The organism is Streptomyces sp. MS06, from assembly GCF_047200655.1.
In the GTDB taxonomy this organism is placed as follows: Bacteria; Actinomycetota; Actinomycetes; order Streptomycetales; family Streptomycetaceae; genus Streptomyces.
Map to the genome: position 1 here is coordinate 24,197 of NZ_JBJZOJ010000036.1, position 17,173 is coordinate 41,369.

General features: G+C 72.2%; 13 protein-coding genes. 4 read left to right on the forward strand and 9 right to left on the reverse strand.

Translation table 11 applies throughout. The annotated features are described in order from the left end of the window. Positions 1 to 292: 292 nt before the first annotated feature. The gene (gene adhE / locus ACL02U_RS20130; protein ID WP_412792248.1) at positions 293 to 2,983 is read left to right on the forward strand and encodes a bifunctional acetaldehyde-CoA/alcohol dehydrogenase; all 2,691 of its coding nucleotides are present in this window, start codon (positions 293 to 295) and stop codon (positions 2,981 to 2,983) included. Between the two features lie 575 nt (positions 2,984 to 3,558). Here the strand turns inward: adhE and pflA are convergent. Beyond that, positions 3,559 to 4,308 (reverse strand): pyruvate formate-lyase-activating protein, encoded by a 750-nt coding sequence (gene pflA, locus ACL02U_RS20135; RefSeq protein WP_412792249.1) that lies wholly within the window; start codon positions 4,306 to 4,308, stop codon positions 3,559 to 3,561. Continuing rightward, on the reverse strand, positions 4,305 to 6,566 hold the full coding sequence (pflB, locus tag ACL02U_RS20140) for a formate C-acetyltransferase (protein WP_412792250.1): 2,262 nt from the start codon (positions 6,564 to 6,566) through the stop codon (positions 4,305 to 4,307). The genes pflA and pflB overlap by 4 nt, the downstream gene beginning before the upstream one ends. A 556-nt stretch (positions 6,567 to 7,122) precedes the next feature. On the opposite strand from pflB, the gene ACL02U_RS20145 reads away from it, so the two are divergent. The 3 genes from ACL02U_RS20145 to ACL02U_RS20155 all read left to right on the forward strand — a co-directional run bounded on the left by ACL02U_RS20145 (position 7,123) and on the right by ACL02U_RS20155 (position 8,991). Then, complete coding sequence (locus ACL02U_RS20145; RefSeq protein ID WP_412792251.1) at positions 7,123 to 7,512, forward strand: STAS domain-containing protein; 390 nt, start codon at positions 7,123 to 7,125, stop codon at positions 7,510 to 7,512. A 297-nt stretch (positions 7,513 to 7,809) separates the two neighbouring features. Next, entirely contained in the window at positions 7,810 to 8,019 is a 210-nt protein-coding gene (locus ACL02U_RS20150; RefSeq protein ID WP_412792252.1) for a hypothetical protein, read from the forward strand. Between the two features lie 90 nt (positions 8,020 to 8,109). Continuing rightward, positions 8,110 to 8,991 carry a universal stress protein gene (locus tag ACL02U_RS20155; RefSeq protein ID WP_412792253.1) on the forward strand — a complete coding sequence of 294 codons (882 nt, stop codon included), beginning with the start codon at positions 8,110 to 8,112 and terminating at the stop codon, positions 8,989 to 8,991. A 256-nt stretch (positions 8,992 to 9,247) separates the two neighbouring features. Here the strand turns inward: ACL02U_RS20155 and ACL02U_RS20160 are convergent, their stop codons facing one another. From ACL02U_RS20160 to ACL02U_RS20190, 7 genes are all read right to left on the reverse strand, one after another. Continuing rightward, on the reverse strand, positions 9,248 to 10,387 hold the full coding sequence (locus tag ACL02U_RS20160; RefSeq protein ID WP_412792254.1) for a site-2 protease family protein: 1,140 nt from the start codon (positions 10,385 to 10,387) through the stop codon (positions 9,248 to 9,250). Positions 10,388 to 10,691: 304 nt separating this feature from the next. Beyond that, positions 10,692 to 11,876, reverse strand: a complete 1,185-nt coding sequence (locus ACL02U_RS20165) for an ABC transporter ATP-binding protein (RefSeq protein ID WP_412792255.1) — start codon at positions 11,874 to 11,876, stop codon at positions 10,692 to 10,694. A 170-nt stretch (positions 11,877 to 12,046) separates the two neighbouring features. Beyond that, entirely contained in the window at positions 12,047 to 12,880 is an 834-nt protein-coding gene (locus ACL02U_RS20170; protein ID WP_412792256.1) for a carbohydrate ABC transporter permease, read from the reverse strand. After that, positions 12,880 to 13,833 carry a carbohydrate ABC transporter permease gene (locus ACL02U_RS20175; protein WP_412792257.1) on the reverse strand — a complete coding sequence of 318 codons (954 nt, stop codon included), beginning with the start codon at positions 13,831 to 13,833 and terminating at the stop codon, positions 12,880 to 12,882. The genes ACL02U_RS20170 and ACL02U_RS20175 overlap by 1 nt, the downstream gene beginning before the upstream one ends. Before the next feature lie 70 nt (positions 13,834 to 13,903). Then, a complete protein-coding gene (locus ACL02U_RS20180; RefSeq protein WP_412792258.1) occupies positions 13,904 to 15,163 on the reverse strand; it encodes an ABC transporter substrate-binding protein in 1,260 nt (419 codons plus the stop codon). A gap of 532 nt (positions 15,164 to 15,695) precedes the next feature. Further along, positions 15,696 to 16,115: an SPW repeat protein gene (locus tag ACL02U_RS20185; RefSeq protein WP_412792259.1), complete on the reverse strand. Its 420-nt coding sequence runs from the start codon at positions 16,113 to 16,115 to the stop codon at positions 15,696 to 15,698. Between the two features lie 291 nt (positions 16,116 to 16,406). Next, the gene (locus tag ACL02U_RS20190; RefSeq protein ID WP_412792260.1) at positions 16,407 to 17,147 is read right to left on the reverse strand and encodes a GntR family transcriptional regulator; all 741 of its coding nucleotides are present in this window, start codon (positions 17,145 to 17,147) and stop codon (positions 16,407 to 16,409) included. Between the last annotated feature and the right edge of the window lie 26 nt (positions 17,148 to 17,173).

Genomic DNA, 17,173 nt, shown 5'->3' on the forward strand with positions numbered 1-17,173 from the left:
TGCGGGCCGGACTCCGTCGGCGGGCGGCACGGCAGGGGCGGGACTCCGGCGGCGGCCGGCACGGTGCGGGCGGGACTCAGGCGGCGGCCGGCCGGGGGCGCCACCGGCCGACCGGCCGTCCGTCCCCGCGAGGCCATGCCGGTCAGGCCCCCGGCAGGGACCATCGGCACCTGGGAGGTGAGGGCGGACCGCGGAAAGGGTCGAGGGTGAGTGGCAACGGGCTGAACGGTGCCGCTCACCCCCGCCCGCGGCTGACCACGCCCGGCGGCTCCGTCAAAGGGAGGAACACCCCATGCCCCGTCACGACGCCGGAACCGAGGCTGCCACCAGCACCGGCGCCCCCTCCGACATCGCCGTCGCCGTGGACCGACTGGTCACGAACGGACTCAAGGCACTCGCCGACTACGACACCCTCACCCAGGAACAGGTCGACCACATCGTCAAGAAGGCCTCGGTCGCCGCCCTCGACCACCACACGGCGCTGGCGCGGCTGGCGGTGGAGGAGACGGGGCGCGGGGTCTTCGAGGACAAGGCGGCCAAGAACATGTTCGCGTGCGAGCACGTCACGCACAGCATGGGCCGGATGAAGACCGTCGGCGTCGTCGCCCGGGACGACATCGCGGACATGGTCGAGATCGCCGAACCGGTCGGTGTGGTCTGTGCGATCACGCCCGTCACCAACCCGACCTCCACCACCGTCTTCAAGGCCCTGATGGCGCTGAAGACGCGCAATCCCGTCGTGTTCGCCTTCCACCCCTCCGCCCAGCGGTGCAGCGCGGAGGCGGCCCGGATCGTCCGCGACGCGGCCGTCGCCGCCGGCGCCCCGGAGCACTGCGTGCAGTGGATCGAGACACCGTCCGTCGAGGCGACCGGCCTCCTGATGCACCACCCGGGTGTCTCGCTGATCCTCGCCACCGGCGGCAACGCCATGGTCAGGGCCGCCTATTCGGCGGGCAAGCCCGCCCTGGGGGTCGGCGCGGGCAACGTGCCGGCATACGTGCACAGGAGTGCCGGGCTGCGCCGGGCCGTCAACGACCTGGTGCTCTCGAAGTCCTTCGACAACGGCATGATCTGCGCCTCCGAGCAGGCGGTCGTCCTGGACGACGAGATCTACGACGCGGCCCTGGACGAGTTCCGTACCCTGCACGCCCACCGGGCGACCGCCGAGGAGAAGGCCAGGCTGGAGGCGTTCCTGTTCCCGGGTGACGCGACGAACGCGGGCTGCGAGCCCAAGGTGAACGCCGCGGCCGTCGGCCGCAGTCCCGCGTGGATCGCCGAGCAGGCGGGCTTCACCGTGCCCGAGGACACCTCGCTGATCCTGGTCGAGGTCGAACGGGTCGGTCCGGACGAGCCCCTGACCCGGGAGAAGCTCTGCCCGGTGCTCGCCGTGCTGCGCGCCCGCTCCGAGGAGCAGGCCTTCGACCTGGCCGCCGACATGGTCGCCTTCCACGGCCAGGGGCACAGCGCCGTCATCCACACCGAGGATGCGGCCCTGGCGGAGGCGTACGGCAGGCGCATGAAGACCGTCCGGATCATCGTCAACTCCCCCTCCTCGCAGGGGGCGATCGGCGGAATCTACAACAGCCTGCTGCCGTCCCTCACCCTCGGCTGCGGCTCCTGGGGAAGCACCTCGGTGTCCAACAACGTCTCCGCGGCCCAACTGCTGAACATCAAGCGGGTCTCCGGTCGCCGCAACAACCTGCAGTGGTTCAAGGTGCCGCCGAAGATCTACTTCGAGCCGCAGTCCATCCGCTACCTGACCTCCATGCCGGAGGTCCACCGCATCACGATCGTCACCGACGCCACCATGACCCGCCTCGGCTTCGTCGACCGCGTCAGCCGCGTCCTGCAGCGCCGCAGCGAGCCGGTGACCCTGCAGATCATCGACAACGTCCAGCCCGAGCCGAGCATCGACTCCGTCCAGCGGGGAGCCCGGCTCATGCGGGACTTCCGCCCCGACACCATCATCGCGCTCGGCGGCGGCTCGCCGATGGACGCGGCCAAGGTGATGTGGCTGCTGTACGAGCACCCGGACGTCGACTTCGCCGACATGCGGCAGAAGTTCTCCGACATCCGCAAGCGCGCCTTCCGCTTCCCGCCGCTCGGTGCCCGCGCACGCCTGGTGTGCATTCCCACCACGTCCGGCACCGGAGCCGAGGTCACCCCCTTCGCCGTCATCTCCGACCCGGAGACCGGCAAGAAGTACCCGCTCGCGGACTACGCGCTCACCCCCAGCGTGGCGATCGTCGACCCGCTGCTCACCGCCGACCTGCCTCCGGCGCTGGCCGCCGACAGCGGCTTCGACGCCCTCACCCACGCCATCGAGGCGTATGTGTCGGTGTACGCCAACGACTTCACCGACGGCCCGGCCCTGCACGCGATCCGGCTGATCTTCGCCAACATCGAGGCCGCGGTCAACGAGCGCGCCGCCCGACCCGACGCGCGGGAGAAGATGCACAACGCGGCCACCATCGCCGGCATGGCCTTCGGCAGCGCCTTCCTCGGGATCGTGCACGCCATGTCCCACACGCTCGGCGCCACCTTCCACATCGCGCACGGCCGTACCAACGCGGTCCTGCTGCCGCACGTCATCCGCTACAACGGCAGTGTGCCGACGAAGTTGACGGGGTGGCCGAAGTACGAGAACTACCGGGCCCCGGAGCGCTTCCAGGAGATAGCGCGTGCGCTCGGTCTGCCGGCCGGCACCCCGGAGGAGGGCGTGGAGTCCCTCGCAGTTGCGGTGGAGGAACTGCGCGACCGCGTCGGTATCGAGCGGTCCTTCCGGGAACTCGGCGTCGACGAGCGGTGCTTCCTCGACGCGCTGCCCCAGCAGGCGCTGAACGCCTACGAGGACCAGTGCGCGCCAGCCAATCCGCGGATGCCGATGCTCGACGACATGCAGGAGATCATGCGTGCCGCCTACTACTCGGGTGGCGCGGAGGGCCGACCGGACGCCGGACGGCGCCGGACGACCTCGGAGTGAGGGACCCGGCCCGGTTCCCCCGGACCGGGCCCACCGCGTCCGTCCGCGGCGTGCGCTTCGGCGCCCCGCCGCGGGCGGGCGCCCGGGCGTCTCCGCGGCGCCGCACCTCCGCGCCTCCGCACCTCCGCACCTCCGCACCTCCGACGGTCGCCCGCGCCTCCCGGCACATCGGGCGGGGACGCAAGGCGGTCATGAGGGAGTGACGGAACCGTGCGAAGCGGCGACGGGACCGTGCGAAGTGCTGTGCCACGGCCCGGGTGGGCCGGGGCGCGTCGCCGGAGGCGCCGGAGGTGATGGCCCGGTGCGTCCCGGACGCGGCTGCGCCGGGGGCGTTTCAGCTCCCCGCTCCGGCCGTGGACGACGCACCGCCCCACCAGGCGGCGTGAGGCCGCGTCGAAGGCGGGCTCAAGGCAACGCGCTTCGGGCAAGGTACGGCTCGACGCCCGGAGGGGTCCGGGCGTCGGGTCATGCACGGGGTGGCCGGCGCCCCGGTCCGGTCCGTTCTCCGCCCGGGGCCGGGTGGTCTCCACCCGGCCCCGGCACCGGGGCTGGACTACGACGGGCAGCCGGACGGTTCACAGCGCCCGCAGGCCGTGCTCCCGGAACTGCTCCCGCACCCGTTCCACCAGCTCCCGGTCGGGCACCGGGGTGTCGCGCAGCGGGAAGTCGATGCCCAGGGCGTCGTACTTGTGGGCGCCGAGCTTGTGGAAGGGCAGGACGTCCACGCGGTCGACGTTGTCGAGCCCGGCCAGGAAGGCGCCGAGTCCGTCCACTGCGGACGGGTCGTCGGTCTGGCCGGGGACCAGGACGTAGCGGATGTGCACGGGCACGCCGAGCCGGTCCAGGCGGGTGGCGAAGGTGAGTGTGGGGGCCAGCCTGCCACCGGTGAGCCGGCGATAGGTGGGGACGTCGAATGACTTGACGTCCAGCAGCACCAGGTCGGTGTCGTCGAGGAGTTCGTCGGAGGCGCGCTCGCCCAGGAAGCCGGAGGTGTCCAGCGCCGTGTGCAGCCCGGCCTCCTTGCAGCGGCGCAGGACGGCGCCGGTGAACGCGGGCTGGAGCAGTGGTTCCCCTCCGGTGATCGTCACCCCTCCGCGCGCCGTGGTCACGAACCCCCGGTACTTGTCGATCTCCGCCATGACCTCGTCCACCGAGGCCTCCCGGCCGTCGCGCATGTGCCAGGTGTCGGGGTTGGCGCAGTAGAGGCAGCGCAGCGGGCAGCCGCTGACGAAGAGGACGAACCGGGTCCCGGGACCGTCCACGCCGGTGGACAGGTCCCAGGAGTGGATCCGGCCGGTCGCCGCCCGCGCCGCGGGTCCCTTCACAGCGATCCGTGGAAGGTGCGGCTGATCACGTCGAGCTGCTGCTCGCGGGTCAGGCGGACGAAGTTGACGGCGTACCCGGAGACCCGGATGGTCAACTCCGGGTAGTTCTCCGGGTGCTCCATGGCGTCCTCGAGGGTGGCCCGGTTCAGCACGTTGACGTTCATGTGGAAGCCTCCCGCGGCCACGTAGCCGTCGAGGATGCCCACGAGGTTGTCGGCGCGTTCCGCGGGATCGTGGCCGAGGCCCTCGGGCGTGATGGTCGTGGTCAGCGAGATCCCGTCCCGGGCCTCCTCGTACGGCAGCTTCGCCACCGACAGCGCCGACGCGACGACCCCGTGGCGGTCCCGGCCGTTCATCGGGTTGGCGCCGGGCGCGAAGGGCTGTCCGGCGCGCCTGCCGTCGGGGGTGTTGCCGGTGTGCTTGCCGTACACCACGTTGGAGGTGATGGTCAGCACGGACTGGGTGTGCTCCGCTCCCCGGTAGGCGGGGTGCTTGCGGACCTTCGCCATGAAGGACCCGACCAGGTCGACGGCGAGGGCGTCGGCGCGGTCGTCGTTGTTGCCGTACGTGGGGAACTCGCCCTCGGTCTCGTAGTCCACGGCGAGTCCCGTCTCGTCGCGGATGACCTTCACCCGGCCGTACTTGACGGCGGACAGGCTGTCCGCGGCGACCGACAGGCCGGCGATGCCGCAGGCCATGAAGCGGTGCACGGGGTGGTCGTGCAGCGCCATCTCGAGGCGCTCGTAGGAGTACTTGTCGTGCATGTAGTGGATGACGTTGAGCGCGTCGACGTACGTCCCGGCCAGCCAGTCGAGCATCCGGTCGTACGCCGCCGACAGTTCGCCGTAGTCCAGGTGGTCGCCGGTGAGCGCGGGCAGCTCGGGTGCGATCTGCTCGCCGGTCATCTCGTCCCGGCCGCCGTTGATCGCGTACAGCAGGGCCTTGGCGAGGTTGACCCGGGCGCCGAAGAACTGCATCTGCCTGCCCACCGCCATCGCCGACACGCAGCAGGCTATGGCGGTGTCGTCTCCGCTGCGCGGACGCATCAGGTCGTCGGACTCGTACTGGATCGAACTGGTGTCGATGGAGACCTGGGCGCAGAACCGCTTGAACCCCTCCGGCAGCCGCGGCGACCACAGCACCGTCAGATTCGGCTCCGGTGCGGGCCCCAGGTTGTAGAGGGTCTGCAGGAAGCGGAAGGAGGTCCGGGTGACCAGTGGGCGGCCGTCGGCGCCGACGCCTCCGATGCACTCCGTCACCCAGGTCGGGTCGCCCGAGAACAGGGCGTCGTACTCGGGGGTGCGCAGGAACCGGACGATCCGCAGCTTGATCACGAAGTCGTCGACCAGTTCCTGCGCCCGGGTCTCGTCGATGCGGCCCTCGTCCAGGTCGCGCTGGAGGTAGACGTCCAGGAAGGTCGAGGTGCGGCCCAGCGACATCGCGGCGCCGTTCTGCTCCTTCACCGCGGCCAGGAAGCCGAGGTAGAGCCACTGCACGGCCTCCCGTGCGGTGGCGGCCGGCCGGGAGACGTCGCAGCCGTAGGACGCCGCCATCCGGGTCAGCTCGCCCAGCGCGCGTATCTGCTCCGCCAGTTCCTCGCGGTCGCGGATCACGTCCGGTGTGGAGGGCTGCCCGTCGAGGAGCGCCCGCTCGGCGCGCTTGGCCTCGATGAGCCGGTCGGTGCCGTAGAGCGCCACCCGCCGGTAGTCGCCGATGATGCGGCCCCGGCCGTAGGCGTCCGGCAGTCCGGTGATGATGCCGGCCCTGCGGGCGGCACGCATCTCGGGGGTGTACGCGTCGAAGACGCCGTCGTTGTGGGTCTTGCGGTAGGTGCCGAAGACCTTGGTGACGAAGGGGTCGGGCTCCCGGCCGTACGCCTTCAGCCCGTTCTCCACCATCCGCAGGCCGCCGTTCGGCATGATCGCCCGCTTCAGCGGGGCATCGGTCTGCAGCCCGACGATCAGCTCGCGTTCCCGGTCGATGTAGCCGGGCGCGTGCGAGGTGATCGTCGAGGGGGTGGCGGCGTCCACGTCGAGGATGCCCTTGCGGCGTTCCTCGGGGAACAGGTCGCTGACCTTGCGCCATACGGCGAGCGTGCGGTCAGTCGGGCCGGCCAGGAACTCGGGACCGCCCTCGTAGGGCGTGCGGTTGGCCTGAATGAAGTCACGTACGTCGACACTCTCGCGCCACCGCGGTCCGGAGAAGCCCCGCCAGGCCTCGGTGGGTGCGGCCACGTCCGGGTGGGGTGCCAGCGTCATCTCTGCCTCCGCATCGTTCGCGACACCGCTCGGGGTCGGTCCCCTGGCGGCTCCGTCGACGATGCTCCTCGGCCGCCGCCGCGGGAGGCAGGGCCGGCGGGAGCCCGCCGCCGCGCCATCCGGCCCCACCTCCCTCCGCCTCCGTAGGGACGTTCGGCGCCGGCGGGGAGAGGCGGTGCACGGGTGACAGGTCGGCAGCGGCACGCCGTACGGGGCCCGGCGGCCGACGAGTTCACGCCCGGTGACCGTTTCGGCGTCGGCTCGGACGAGGGCGCCGTCGGACGACGGCACCCGGGGCTGCAGCGCCGGGCTTGCGGCACCGGGCTTGCGGGTCCATCCGCTGAAGGCGTCTCAGTTCCGCCTGGTCGGCGACGGTCCGCGCCCGGTCGGCGACGACGGCGCTTCAGCCGGCCCGCCTTGCCTGCTCGTGGGCGACGGGCACCACCGCGGACAGGGCCGGCCGCCAGTGGACGGGGCGGCCCTGCGGAAGACAGGCCCCGGCACCGGGGTCGAACGGCCCTTCCGGAAGGACCCCGGGCCCGGCTCTCCTATGATCATGGTCGAAACCCTGATCGGACCCGAAGGGACCCACCGTGCACGCGCCGTCGGTGGCACGAGCGTCGTCGAGCTGAGCGGCGAGATCGACATACTCACGGCGCCTCGGGTGATGTCGTGCCTGGACGACCTGACCGCCCGGGCCCGCCCGGACCTGGTGGTGGACCTGCGCGGCGTGTCCTTCATCGACTGCGCCGGACTGGGGCTGCTGTGCCGGGCTCGGAGCCGGGTGCTGGAACGCCACGGCCGGCTGCGCCTCGTGTCCGGCGGCGTTCGGCTTCTGCGCCTCCTGAACGCGGCGGGACTCGGCGGCGTCTTCGAGATGTGCGGCCCGCTACCCGAAGCCGTCTCCGCAGAACCCGGGAGAGCACACTGCCCCGCAGTCGGCTGACGCGGCCCCGGAGCGGTCCGAGGCCGTGGGTGCGGCCCCTCCCGGGCGTGCCGGCGCGGTCGTGCCCCGGAAGCCGGCGACAGACCGTGCGGCGGGTCGAAAGCGGGTCGAGGACGGCGCGAAGACGGGGCGGAGGCCGGAACCACCGCGGCGGTCGGCGCGGTCGGCCCGGTGGTCGATTCGCGGGGTGCGATGCGGGCGCGCAGCATGGAGGGTGACGCGACTGCCGTCGTTCGCGGACCCGGAGAGTCGCGTGGACCCCGCGGTCCCGTCACCGCCTCGGAAGGAGGCACGATCATGACGCAGCCCCGTCCCGACGAATCCCCTGCCGTGCCCGGACCGGAGGCCCGGTTGCGCCGGCTGGAGGAACAGGTGGCGACCCTCGCCGAGGCCGTCCGGGCCCTCGCCCGCGGGCTGGAGAGCGTCCCGTCGCAGGACGTTCCCCCCGAGGAAGCGGCACGTGGTGCACGCCTCGCCCACGAACTCCTGCTCTCGCAGGGCCTGTAGGCACTCCCCGGCGCCGGACGGGGCCGACTCGGCCGCGGCGACCCGGACCGGGTCCGACGTACCGGTCGAGGAGGGCACAGGGAGTCGGCGATGAACCACGCACAGGGACCTGAACCGATCGTGGTCGGCATCGACCCCGATCCCGCCAGGCGCACCGCGCTCGCCTGGGCCGCCGACGAGGCGGCCCGGCGCCGCCGGCCCCTGAGGGTGGTCCTCGCGCAGAACGTGCCGACCCCCGGATACCGGCCGACCGGCGGCCGGCCGTCCTGGGAGGAGTGGAACGAGGCACTGCACGCCACGGGCAACGGCGTGCTGGCGGAGGCGGTCGCCTTCGCCGAGTCCCGGTATCCGCGGCTACCGGTGTCCGGGCTGCTGGCCGAGGGGCATCCGGCGTGGGTGCTGCGGGAGCAGGCCCAGGGCGCCGCCATGGTGGTGCTCGGATCCTGGCACCTGAGTCGTCTCCAGGAGCTCTTCACCTCCGCCGCGATCGCCCTGCCGCTGATCGCTCACGCACCCTGCCCCGTGGTGGCCGTGCCCGAGTCCGAGCACACCGCGCAGGACCCCCCGTACTTCGTGGTCGGGGTCGACGGCAGCCCCCAGTCCGCCGCCGCCGTCGACTTCGCCTTCGAGGAGGCCGCCCTGCGCGGCGCGGTGCTGCGGGCCCTGTACGTGTGGCACCCGCCGCGGCGCGGCGCCCCGGACGAGGACGCGGCCGTCCAGGAGTGCCGCCGGCTGCTGTCGGAGACCGTCGCCGGGCGAACCGCCGCCCATCCCGATGTGGCACTGCACCACGAGGTCGTCACGGGCCACCCGGTGGAGGTCCTGGCCACGGCGTCCGAACACGCCCTCGGTCTGGTCGTGGGCACGCACGGGCGCGGCGGCTTCGCCGGGATGCTGCTGGGCTCCGTCAGCCAGGGTGTACTGCACCACGCCCGCTGCCCGGTCATCACCCTGCCGCGCGTCGCCCGGTAGCACGCGTCCGGCGGGGCGGCCTTCGCCGGTCGCCCGCCGGTCGCCCCGCCGCACGGCGGCCGCCCCCGGTCGCCCCTCCCCTCCGCGCGCTCCGGCCCGCTCCGGTGCCCCGACCGGCCCCGTCAGCGCGCTCCGGACCGCCCGGCGGTGTTGTGCCGCGGCCGCGGACCGGTGCGCCGTCCAGTGGTGCCGTGCCGCGGCGGACCGTCCGCCGCCCGGCGGTGCCGTGCCGTGGTCACGGACCGGTGCGCCGCGGTCACGGACCGGTGCCCCGCCCGGCGGTGTTCATCAGCCAGTTCACCGTTCGGCTGACGTCCGAGAGCGAGACGATCCCGACGAGCCTGCCGTGGTCCATGACCAGGACCCGGTTCTCGGCGCCCGGCTCCATGCGCGGCAGCAGGTCCGCCAGCGGGCTGTCCTGCTCGACCACGGTGGTCTGCGACAGCGGCACCATGACGTCCCGCACCGTCACGGCACGGGCCTCGGCCTGCGGCACCCGTCGGGCGTTGTCGAGGGTCACCAGCCCGGCCGGGGACCCGTCCTCGGTCACCGGGAACGCCGAGTGCCGGTAGCGGTAGCGCGCATCGGTGAGGAGACCCGCGACCGTGGTGTCCGCGGGAACCGTCAGCGGGTCGGGCGTCATGGCGTCCCGCACGGGGACACCGGCGAGCACGCCCCGGAGCTGGGCCTGCCGTCCCTCGGCGGTGGCGGCCGTGATGAGGAACCAGCCGATCAGCGCCAGCCACACACCGCCGAACGTGCCGGTCCTCAGGAACGCGACCAGGCCGACGACGACCAGCAGCCATCCGAAGGCCCGCCCCGCCGCGGTGGCACCGGCGGTCGCCCGCAGCCGGTCCCCCGTGCGCCACCACAGGAACGCGCGCAGCAGCCTGCCGCCGTCGAGCGGGGCGGCGGGCAGCGCGTTGAAGACGGCGAGCAGCACGTTGATGCCCGCGAGCCAGGCGGCCATCTCCACCACGACCCCGGACGCGGACGCCAGGTCGAGCAGCCAGGCGGCGAGGGTGAACAGCCCGCCGAGCAGGAGGCTGACCAGGGGGCCGACGCCGGCGATCCTCAGCTCCCTGCCGGGGCTGGACGCCTCGGACCTGAGGCGGGCCGCTCCGCCCAGCAGCCACAGCACGATGTCGTCCACCTCGACCCCGTTGCGGCGGGCCACGACGGCGTGCGCCAACTCGTGTGCGAGGAGGGAGGCGAAGAAGACCACCGCGGTGCACAGGCCGGCCGCCCAGTACTCGGCCCAGGTCCGCCCCGGATACACCTCCGGGAGGCGGCCCTGGGACAGGCCGAAGGCGATGAAGCCGAAGATGAGCAGGACGCTCCAGTGCACGCCGATTCTGACCCCGGCGATCCGGCCCAGCACGAACGTCGCACGCACAGCGCTCTCCCCCCTGTCGGTGCCACGGGTCGGCCGCGCCCTCCTCTGGCCGCCGCCGAGCCGACCCTTCTGATCGGGTGGTCCTCCCGACCCTCACGATCCTCCTGATCCCAGTACACCCTCGGCCCGGAGACTCCGCGCGCCGGGGCGGCGGGACCGGGTGCGCGCCGGGGCGGCGGGACCGGGTGCGCGCCGGGGCGGCGGGACCGGGTGCGCGCCGGGGCGGCGGGACCGGGTGCGCGCCGGGGCGAGCGGCTCCTCGCCGCCGCCACCGCACGGCGGACCGCAGGTGACGGGGGCGCCCTCAGTCAGCGGGGTGCGGATGCGTGAGGTTGTCGCCGGTCACCGGGTGGAAGACGTGCGCCCTGCTCATGTCGACCCGCATCTCCAGGGGCTGGCCCTCGCGGGCCCGGGTGGCCGCGTCCAGCCGGGCCACGATCTGCTGGACGCTCCCGGCGCCGGCCTCGCGCAGACCGGAGTCCGCGGCGAGCTCCTCCAGTTCGGCGGACCGCGCGGGCCCGCCCTCCGCGGTGAAGTGCACGTACACGTCGGAGCCGAGGGACTCCAGTACGTCCACGACGGCGGTGAGGACCGGACCCTGCCGGTCGCGCGCCAGGGCCGCGTCCTCGAACGCCTCGGGTCTCAGGCCGACGATGACCTCGCGGGGTGCCTTCCGCCGCTCCAGTTCCTGCCTCATGCGGTCGTCCAGGGGCAGGTCCCCGAGTGCGGAGTGCAGGACTCCGCCTTCCACGGTGGCGTTGAGGAAGTTCATCGCGGGAGAGCCGATGAAGCCGGCGACGAAGAGGTTGCGCGGCAGGTCGTAGAGGTGCGCGGGCGTACCGACCTGCTGGACCACTCCCAGCCGCATGACCACGACGCGGTCGCCGAGCGTCATCGCCTCGGTCTGGTCGTGGGTGACGTACACCGTGGTGGTGCCCAGGCGCCGTTGCAGCCGGGCGATCTGGGTGCGCATCTGCACGCGGAGCTTCGCGTCCAGGTTGGACAGCGGCTCGTCCATCAGGAACGCCTTGGGCTCGCGGACGATGGCCCGCCCCATGGCCACGCGCTGTCGCTGGCCGCCGGAGAGGGCGGCCGGCCTGCGGTCCAGGAAGTCGGTCAGGTCCAGGATGCGGGCGGCCTCCTCGACCATGCTGGCGGTGGTCGCCTTGTCCACCTTGGCCAGGCGCAGCGGGAACGCCATGTTCTCCCGGACGGTCAGGTGCGGGTACAGGGCGTAGCTCTGGAACACCATCGCGACGTCCCGGTCCTTGGGCGGGAGGTCGTTCACGACCTGCTCGCCGATGCGCAGGGTGCCCGCGGTGATGTCCTCCAGGCCGGCGATCATGTTCAGGGTGGTCGACTTGCCGCATCCGGACGGTCCGACCAGGATCACGAACTCGCCGTCGGCGATGTCGAGGTCCACGTGCTGTACGGCGAGGGATCCGTCGGGGAAACGCTTGGTGACTCCCTCGAGGACGATCTCGGCCATGGGTGGTGCCTCCTTGCCTCTTGCCTCAGACCTCGTACCTCAGGCCTCGTGCCTCGTGCCTCGTGCCTCATCGGGCCTCGTGCCTCAGACCTCGCACCTCGTGCCTCAGGCGTTCACGTCCTCCGGGGCCGCCGCCTGGGCGCCCGCCGGGGCGCCCGCCGGGGCGCCGGTCATCCCTTGACCGCCCCGGAGGTCAGTCCGGCGACGATCCGCCGCTGGAAGAACAGGACGAAGACGATGATGGGGATGGTGATCACCACGGCTGCGGCGGCGATCGAACCGGTGGGCTGCTCGAACTGCGAGCTCCCCGTGAAGAACGCGAGTGCGGCCGGCACGGTGCGGGCGGCGTTGGTGGAGGTCAGTGAGATGGCGAAGAGGAAGTCGTTCCAGCAGAAGATGAACACCAGGATGGCCGTGGTGAACACGCCCGGCGCCGCGAGAGGCGCGATGACCAGCCGGAACGCCTGCGCCGGTGTGGCGCCGTCGACCTTGGCGGCCTTCTCCAGGTCCCAGGGGATCTCCCGGAAGAACGCCGACAGGGTGTAGATGGCCAGCGGCAGCGAGAAGGTCGTGTACGGGATGATCAGCCCGATCCAGGTGTCGAAGATCCCCAGGATCCGCTCGATGTTGAACAGCGGCGACACCAGGGAGATCGGCGGGAACATGGCGATGAGCAGGGACAGGCCGACGAGGAGCCGTTTGCCCGGGAACCTGAGTCGGGCGACCGCGTAGGCGGCCATGGTTCCCAGTACGACGGCGATCGCCGTGGCGATCAGGGCGATACCGATCGAGTTGATCAGCGCCCGGGTGAACTCGCTGGTCTGGAAGATGCCCCGGTAGTTCTCCCAGGTCCACTGCCGGGGGATGTAGTCGCCGTCGGTGAGGGTGCGGGGATCCTTGAACGACAGCGCGACGATCCACCAGACCGGGAACAGCGCGTAGAGCACCACCACCACGTTCACCACGCCCCATCGGACGGCGTGCGTCCTTCCCGCCGCGGCCATCAGCGCTTCACCTCCGCGCCGGGTGCGGCCGCGCCGAACAGCTTGACGAAGGTGAAGGCGATGATCGCGACGCAGATGAAGATCAGCACGGAGATCGTCGACCCGATGCCCAGGTTCAGTGCGGTGAACAGGTTGTCGTAGCCGAGGATCGACACGGAACCGGTGTTGTGTGCGCCGGAGGTCAGGATGTAGATGTTGTCGAAGATCCTGAACGCGTCGAGCGTGCGGAAGAGCAGAGCCACCAGGATGGCCGGTTTCATCATGGGCACGATGACCTTGGTGAAGCGCTGCAGGGGAGTGGCGCCGTCCACCATGGCCGCCCGCAGCGTCTCCTCCGGGACCAGGGCGAGGCCCGCGAGCAGCAGCAGCGCCATGAACGGTGTCGTCTTCCAGACCTCGGCGAGGACGATCAGCCACAGGGCCGGCCACTGCTCGGTCAGCGGGGCGCTTCCGCTGGGCAGCAGCGCGGCGAGGTACCCGAGTCGCGGGGTCCAGGCGTACTGCCAGGAGAAGGCGGCGACCACGGTGACGATTCCGTAGGGGATGAGCACCGAGGTGCGCACGACCCCGCGCCAGAGGAGGGTCCGGTGCATGACCATGGCGAGCGCCATGCCCAGGACCAGTTCGATGGCCACGGAGACCACGGTGATGAACACCGTCACCCAGAGGGCGTCCCACCAGTACGAGGAGGACAGCACCGCGCCGTAGTTGCTCAGTCCGACGAACTCGGCCTGCCCCGGGAAGCGCAGGTCGTACCGCTGGAGGGACAGGTAGACGGCGTACCCGATGGGGTAGGCGGTCACGGCGACCATGACGATGACGGCCGGGGCGCAGAGCAGCCAGCCGAGCCGCCGTTCCTGCCGGGCGCCGGCCGAGGGTGCCGCCCGGCCGTCGGCTCCCGCCTGCGGTCCGGTCGGCGGCGGCGGCCCGGCCGGCCGGGTCGGTGCACTCATCTGTGACCACCCGGGCCGAGGTGCCGAGCCCGCGGGCGCCGGCCGACGGGGGGATGCGGGCTGTGGCGGTTCACGGGATCACACCCTTGGATTGCAGGGCATCGTCGATCTGCCCCTTCATCGTGGCGACCGTGCTCTCCGGCTTGATCGCGGACGGCGGGGACAGCGCGTGGGAGATCACGATCGACACGTTCTGGTAGGCCGGTGTCTGCGGGCGCACGCTCGCCATCTGCAGGGCGTCGAGGACTTCCTTCGCGAAGGGGTACTGCTTGACGAACGAGGGGTCGTCGTACAGGGCGCGCAGGGTGGGCGGCAGGCCGCCGACGGTGGCGGCGGTGAGCTGGTTCTCGCGGTCGCGCAGGCACAGGGCCGCGCGGAAGGCCGGGTCGGGGTGGCGCGAGTAGGCGCTGATCGCCAGGTCGATCCCGCCGATGGTGGGCCGTGAGGGGCGGTCGGCGTCGACCCGGGGGTACGGGGCCCAGCGGAAGTTCTTGAACAACTGCGGGTTGTTCGCCTTCATCGACGGATAGACGAACGGGTAGTTGAGTTCGAACGCCGCCGATCCCGACTCCATGGCCAGGCGGTTCTGGTCCTCCATCTGGTTCGACAGCGAGGGGTCGGCTGCCGGGGAGTGCGCCAGATCGCGCATGACGCCGGCGGCCCGGACCGCGGGCGGGCCGAGGGAGGGTGCGGTCGCGTCCGGGTTGAGGATCGACCCGCCCGCGCTGGAGATCAGCGTGTTGAACCAGACGGTCAGCCCCTCGTACTGGGCCCCCTGGATCTCCACGTAGTGGGGTTTGCCCTCCTGGGCGAGTCGGCGCGCCATGTCCAGCATCTCGGCCCAGGTCGTGGGCGGTGTGGGCACCAGGTCCTTGCGGTACCACAGGAGCTGGGTGTTGGTGTTGTACGGAACGGCGTACAGCTTGCCCTTCCAGGTCGCGGTCTGCAGCGGGACGTCCAGCGTGCCCTCGGTGGCCTGTTGCTTCGCCCGTCCCGTCCATTCCCGGATCCAGCCGGCTTCGGCGAACTCCGGCGCCCAGGTGACGTCCAGTCCGAGGATGTCGATCGAGTCGTCCTCGGCGGCGAGCCTGCGGACGAGCTGCTGACGCTGGCCGTCGGCGGCCCGCGGGAGTTTGCGGTAGACGATCCGGTAGCCGCCCCCGGACGCCCGGCTGCACCGGTCCGCGGCCTGCTGCAGTGCACCGGAGTCGTCGGGGAAGTTGTACCAGTTGATGCTGACCGGGCCGGAGCCCTCTCCCCCGCCGCACGCGGCGAGCGGGCACACCAGCAGCGGCAGTACGGCAAGGGTTGCCGGCCGCCGCCACCGCACCGTACGCGTCCTCCCGCCTGGGACCCGCTGGATTCCGCGCCCGCGCACGCGGCAACACCTCGATTCCGGGTGGCGCGGGGCCGGGCCCCCGCAGCGTCTCGTTGGCGCTTCACGCTAGGCACCGCAGAGCCCGGCGCACGCCAGGCGCAGCCGGGAACTCACCCGTATCGAGCAACGCGGCGGTCTTCTCCGTCCGGCGCCCGGAGTTCACCGCGAGCAGATGTGACGACCGGAACCGACCTCCGTCGGGTCACGATCCGCGAGGTGGAGCGGTCCGCCCGCCGCCGCCGTCAGCCGCGTGACCGGCGGCCGGGCTGAGCCGGGCCGCCGAAGCCCGGGACCGCCCCGGCGGCGGCAGGCGCTCTCCCGCGGACCGGCGGTGTGGAAGAGCGGAGGCAGGCTGCCGTGAGGCCGGCCGGCCGGGCCCGTCGTCCGCGCCCCCGGAGAGCGCCGTGTCGGCGGTGTGCGAATTCCCGTCCGGGGAACGGCATGGCGGGGCCCGGCGTCCGCTACGTGATGCCCGCCTCCGGTCTCACCTTCGCGCCTGGTGGTTGACCCGCACGGTCAGGCCCATGGCCACCAGCCCCAGCACGGCCGTGACCGCACCGACCCAGCAGTTGTTCCAGACGATGCCGGCGCGTGCGCCGTGGGTGGCGGTGACCACCCAGGGGGCGAGGACGAGCCAGAAGCCCAGGGGCACGAGCATCCAGGCCAGGCGGAACATCCGCTCCGGGGCGAGAGCCAATCCGAGTCCCACGAGGCCGACGGTGATACCGATGATCAGGTTGTTGACGGCGATCTCGGAGTTTCCCGAGAAGTTCACCACCCAGGGCGAGATCGCGGTGTACACGCCGGCGAGCATGATCAGCCCCTCGAGGGCGATCGCGCCTCCTCCGGCGGCCGCGCGGTCGAGCCGCTCCCGCATCTCCGCCACCTCGGGGTGCGAGGTCATTCCAGTGGAGTCCTGCGGATACGACACAATTGTCGCCTCCTCTCCATGGCGAGAGTCCGTTATGTTTCCTTTATCCAGTATGCACCCACCTGGGTGTCTCAGTACTGCCGAAGTCACAGGCGCCCCGGGGGAACCCGCCGCTTCAGAGGCACACGGCACCCCTCGCACGCGGCACCCCTCGCGGGCGGCACCGCTCCGGTACCGGCCGGGACCGCCCCTCCACGCCCCGGCCGCCGCCGGCGCGGGGCGGCCACGCACTCCGGGTACGCCGGCGGCCCGGGGACGCGCGCCCTAGCCGGCCGTGTTGCGCGCCAGCGCGTTGTTCGCGGTCGAGTTGTGCACGCTGAAGCTCACGGCGTCCGAGCGGTAGCGGTCGTCCGACCACTCCACCGGGCGCCCCTCGCGCGTGGTGGTGACCCGGCGGACCCGGAGCAACGGGCTCGTACGGCGGATGCCGAGCAGTGCGGCGTCCCGGGCACCGGCGGCGACCGCGTCGATGACGTGCTCGCCGTAGGCGAAGACCAGCCCCGTCTCGTCGTAGAGGCGTTGGGTGACGGAGGGGCAGTCGGGTTCGATCGCCTCGACCGCCGGGGAGATCCAGTCCGCGTAGACGGTGCGTTCCAGCAGGACCGGTTCGCCGTCCAGACCGCGCACCCGCAGGATGTGCAGCACCGGTGTGCCTGCGCGCAGTTGCAGGCGCACGGCGTCCTCCTCGGTTGCCGGGCGGTAGTCCTGCGCGACCACCTGCCCGGTCGCCTCGCGGCCCATCGCGTGCGCCCACTGGGCGAAGCTGCGCAGTTCGGCGAAGCTCTGGCTGCGGCGGGTGGCGAGCACCACGCGGCGGGCGCCCTGGCGGGAGCCGATGAGGCCCTCCGCGGTCAGGGCGCTCACGGCCTGACGGATCGTGCCGCGCGAGACGCCGTACTGGGCGGCGAGCTCGGCCTCGGAGGGCAGCCGGCTGCCGACCGTGTACTCCTCGCGGTCGATCGCCCGCCGCAGTTGGTCGGCGATGTGCTCGTGTCGCGCCGTCATGCTCCCCCTCTGATTCAGCTGCTGTG

Bases quoted from the DNA above. Each gene is read 5' to 3' on its own strand.
- ACL02U_RS20170 (WP_412792256.1), bottom strand. From the start codon at position 12,880: ATGGCCGCGGCGGGAAGGACGCACGCCGTCCGATGGGGCGTGGTGAAC.
- ACL02U_RS20150 (WP_412792252.1), top strand. From the start codon at position 7,810: ATGACGCAGCCCCGTCCCGACGAATCCCCTGCCGTGCCCGGACCGGAG.
- ACL02U_RS20175 (WP_412792257.1), bottom strand. From the start codon at position 13,833: ATGAGTGCACCGACCCGGCCGGCCGGGCCGCCGCCGCCGACCGGACCG.
- ACL02U_RS20165 (WP_412792255.1), bottom strand. From the start codon at position 11,876: ATGGCCGAGATCGTCCTCGAGGGAGTCACCAAGCGTTTCCCCGACGGA.
- ACL02U_RS20145 (WP_412792251.1), top strand. From the start codon at position 7,123: ATGGTCGAAACCCTGATCGGACCCGAAGGGACCCACCGTGCACGCGCC.
- pflB (WP_412792250.1), bottom strand. From the start codon at position 6,566: ATGACGCTGGCACCCCACCCGGACGTGGCCGCACCCACCGAGGCCTGG.
- ACL02U_RS20155 (WP_412792253.1), top strand. From the start codon at position 8,110: ATGAACCACGCACAGGGACCTGAACCGATCGTGGTCGGCATCGACCCC.
- ACL02U_RS20190 (WP_412792260.1), bottom strand. From the start codon at position 17,147: ATGACGGCGCGACACGAGCACATCGCCGACCAACTGCGGCGGGCGATC.
- ACL02U_RS20185 (WP_412792259.1), bottom strand. From the start codon at position 16,115: ATGACCTCGCACCCCGAGGTGGCGGAGATGCGGGAGCGGCTCGACCGC.
- adhE (WP_412792248.1), top strand. From the start codon at position 293: ATGCCCCGTCACGACGCCGGAACCGAGGCTGCCACCAGCACCGGCGCC.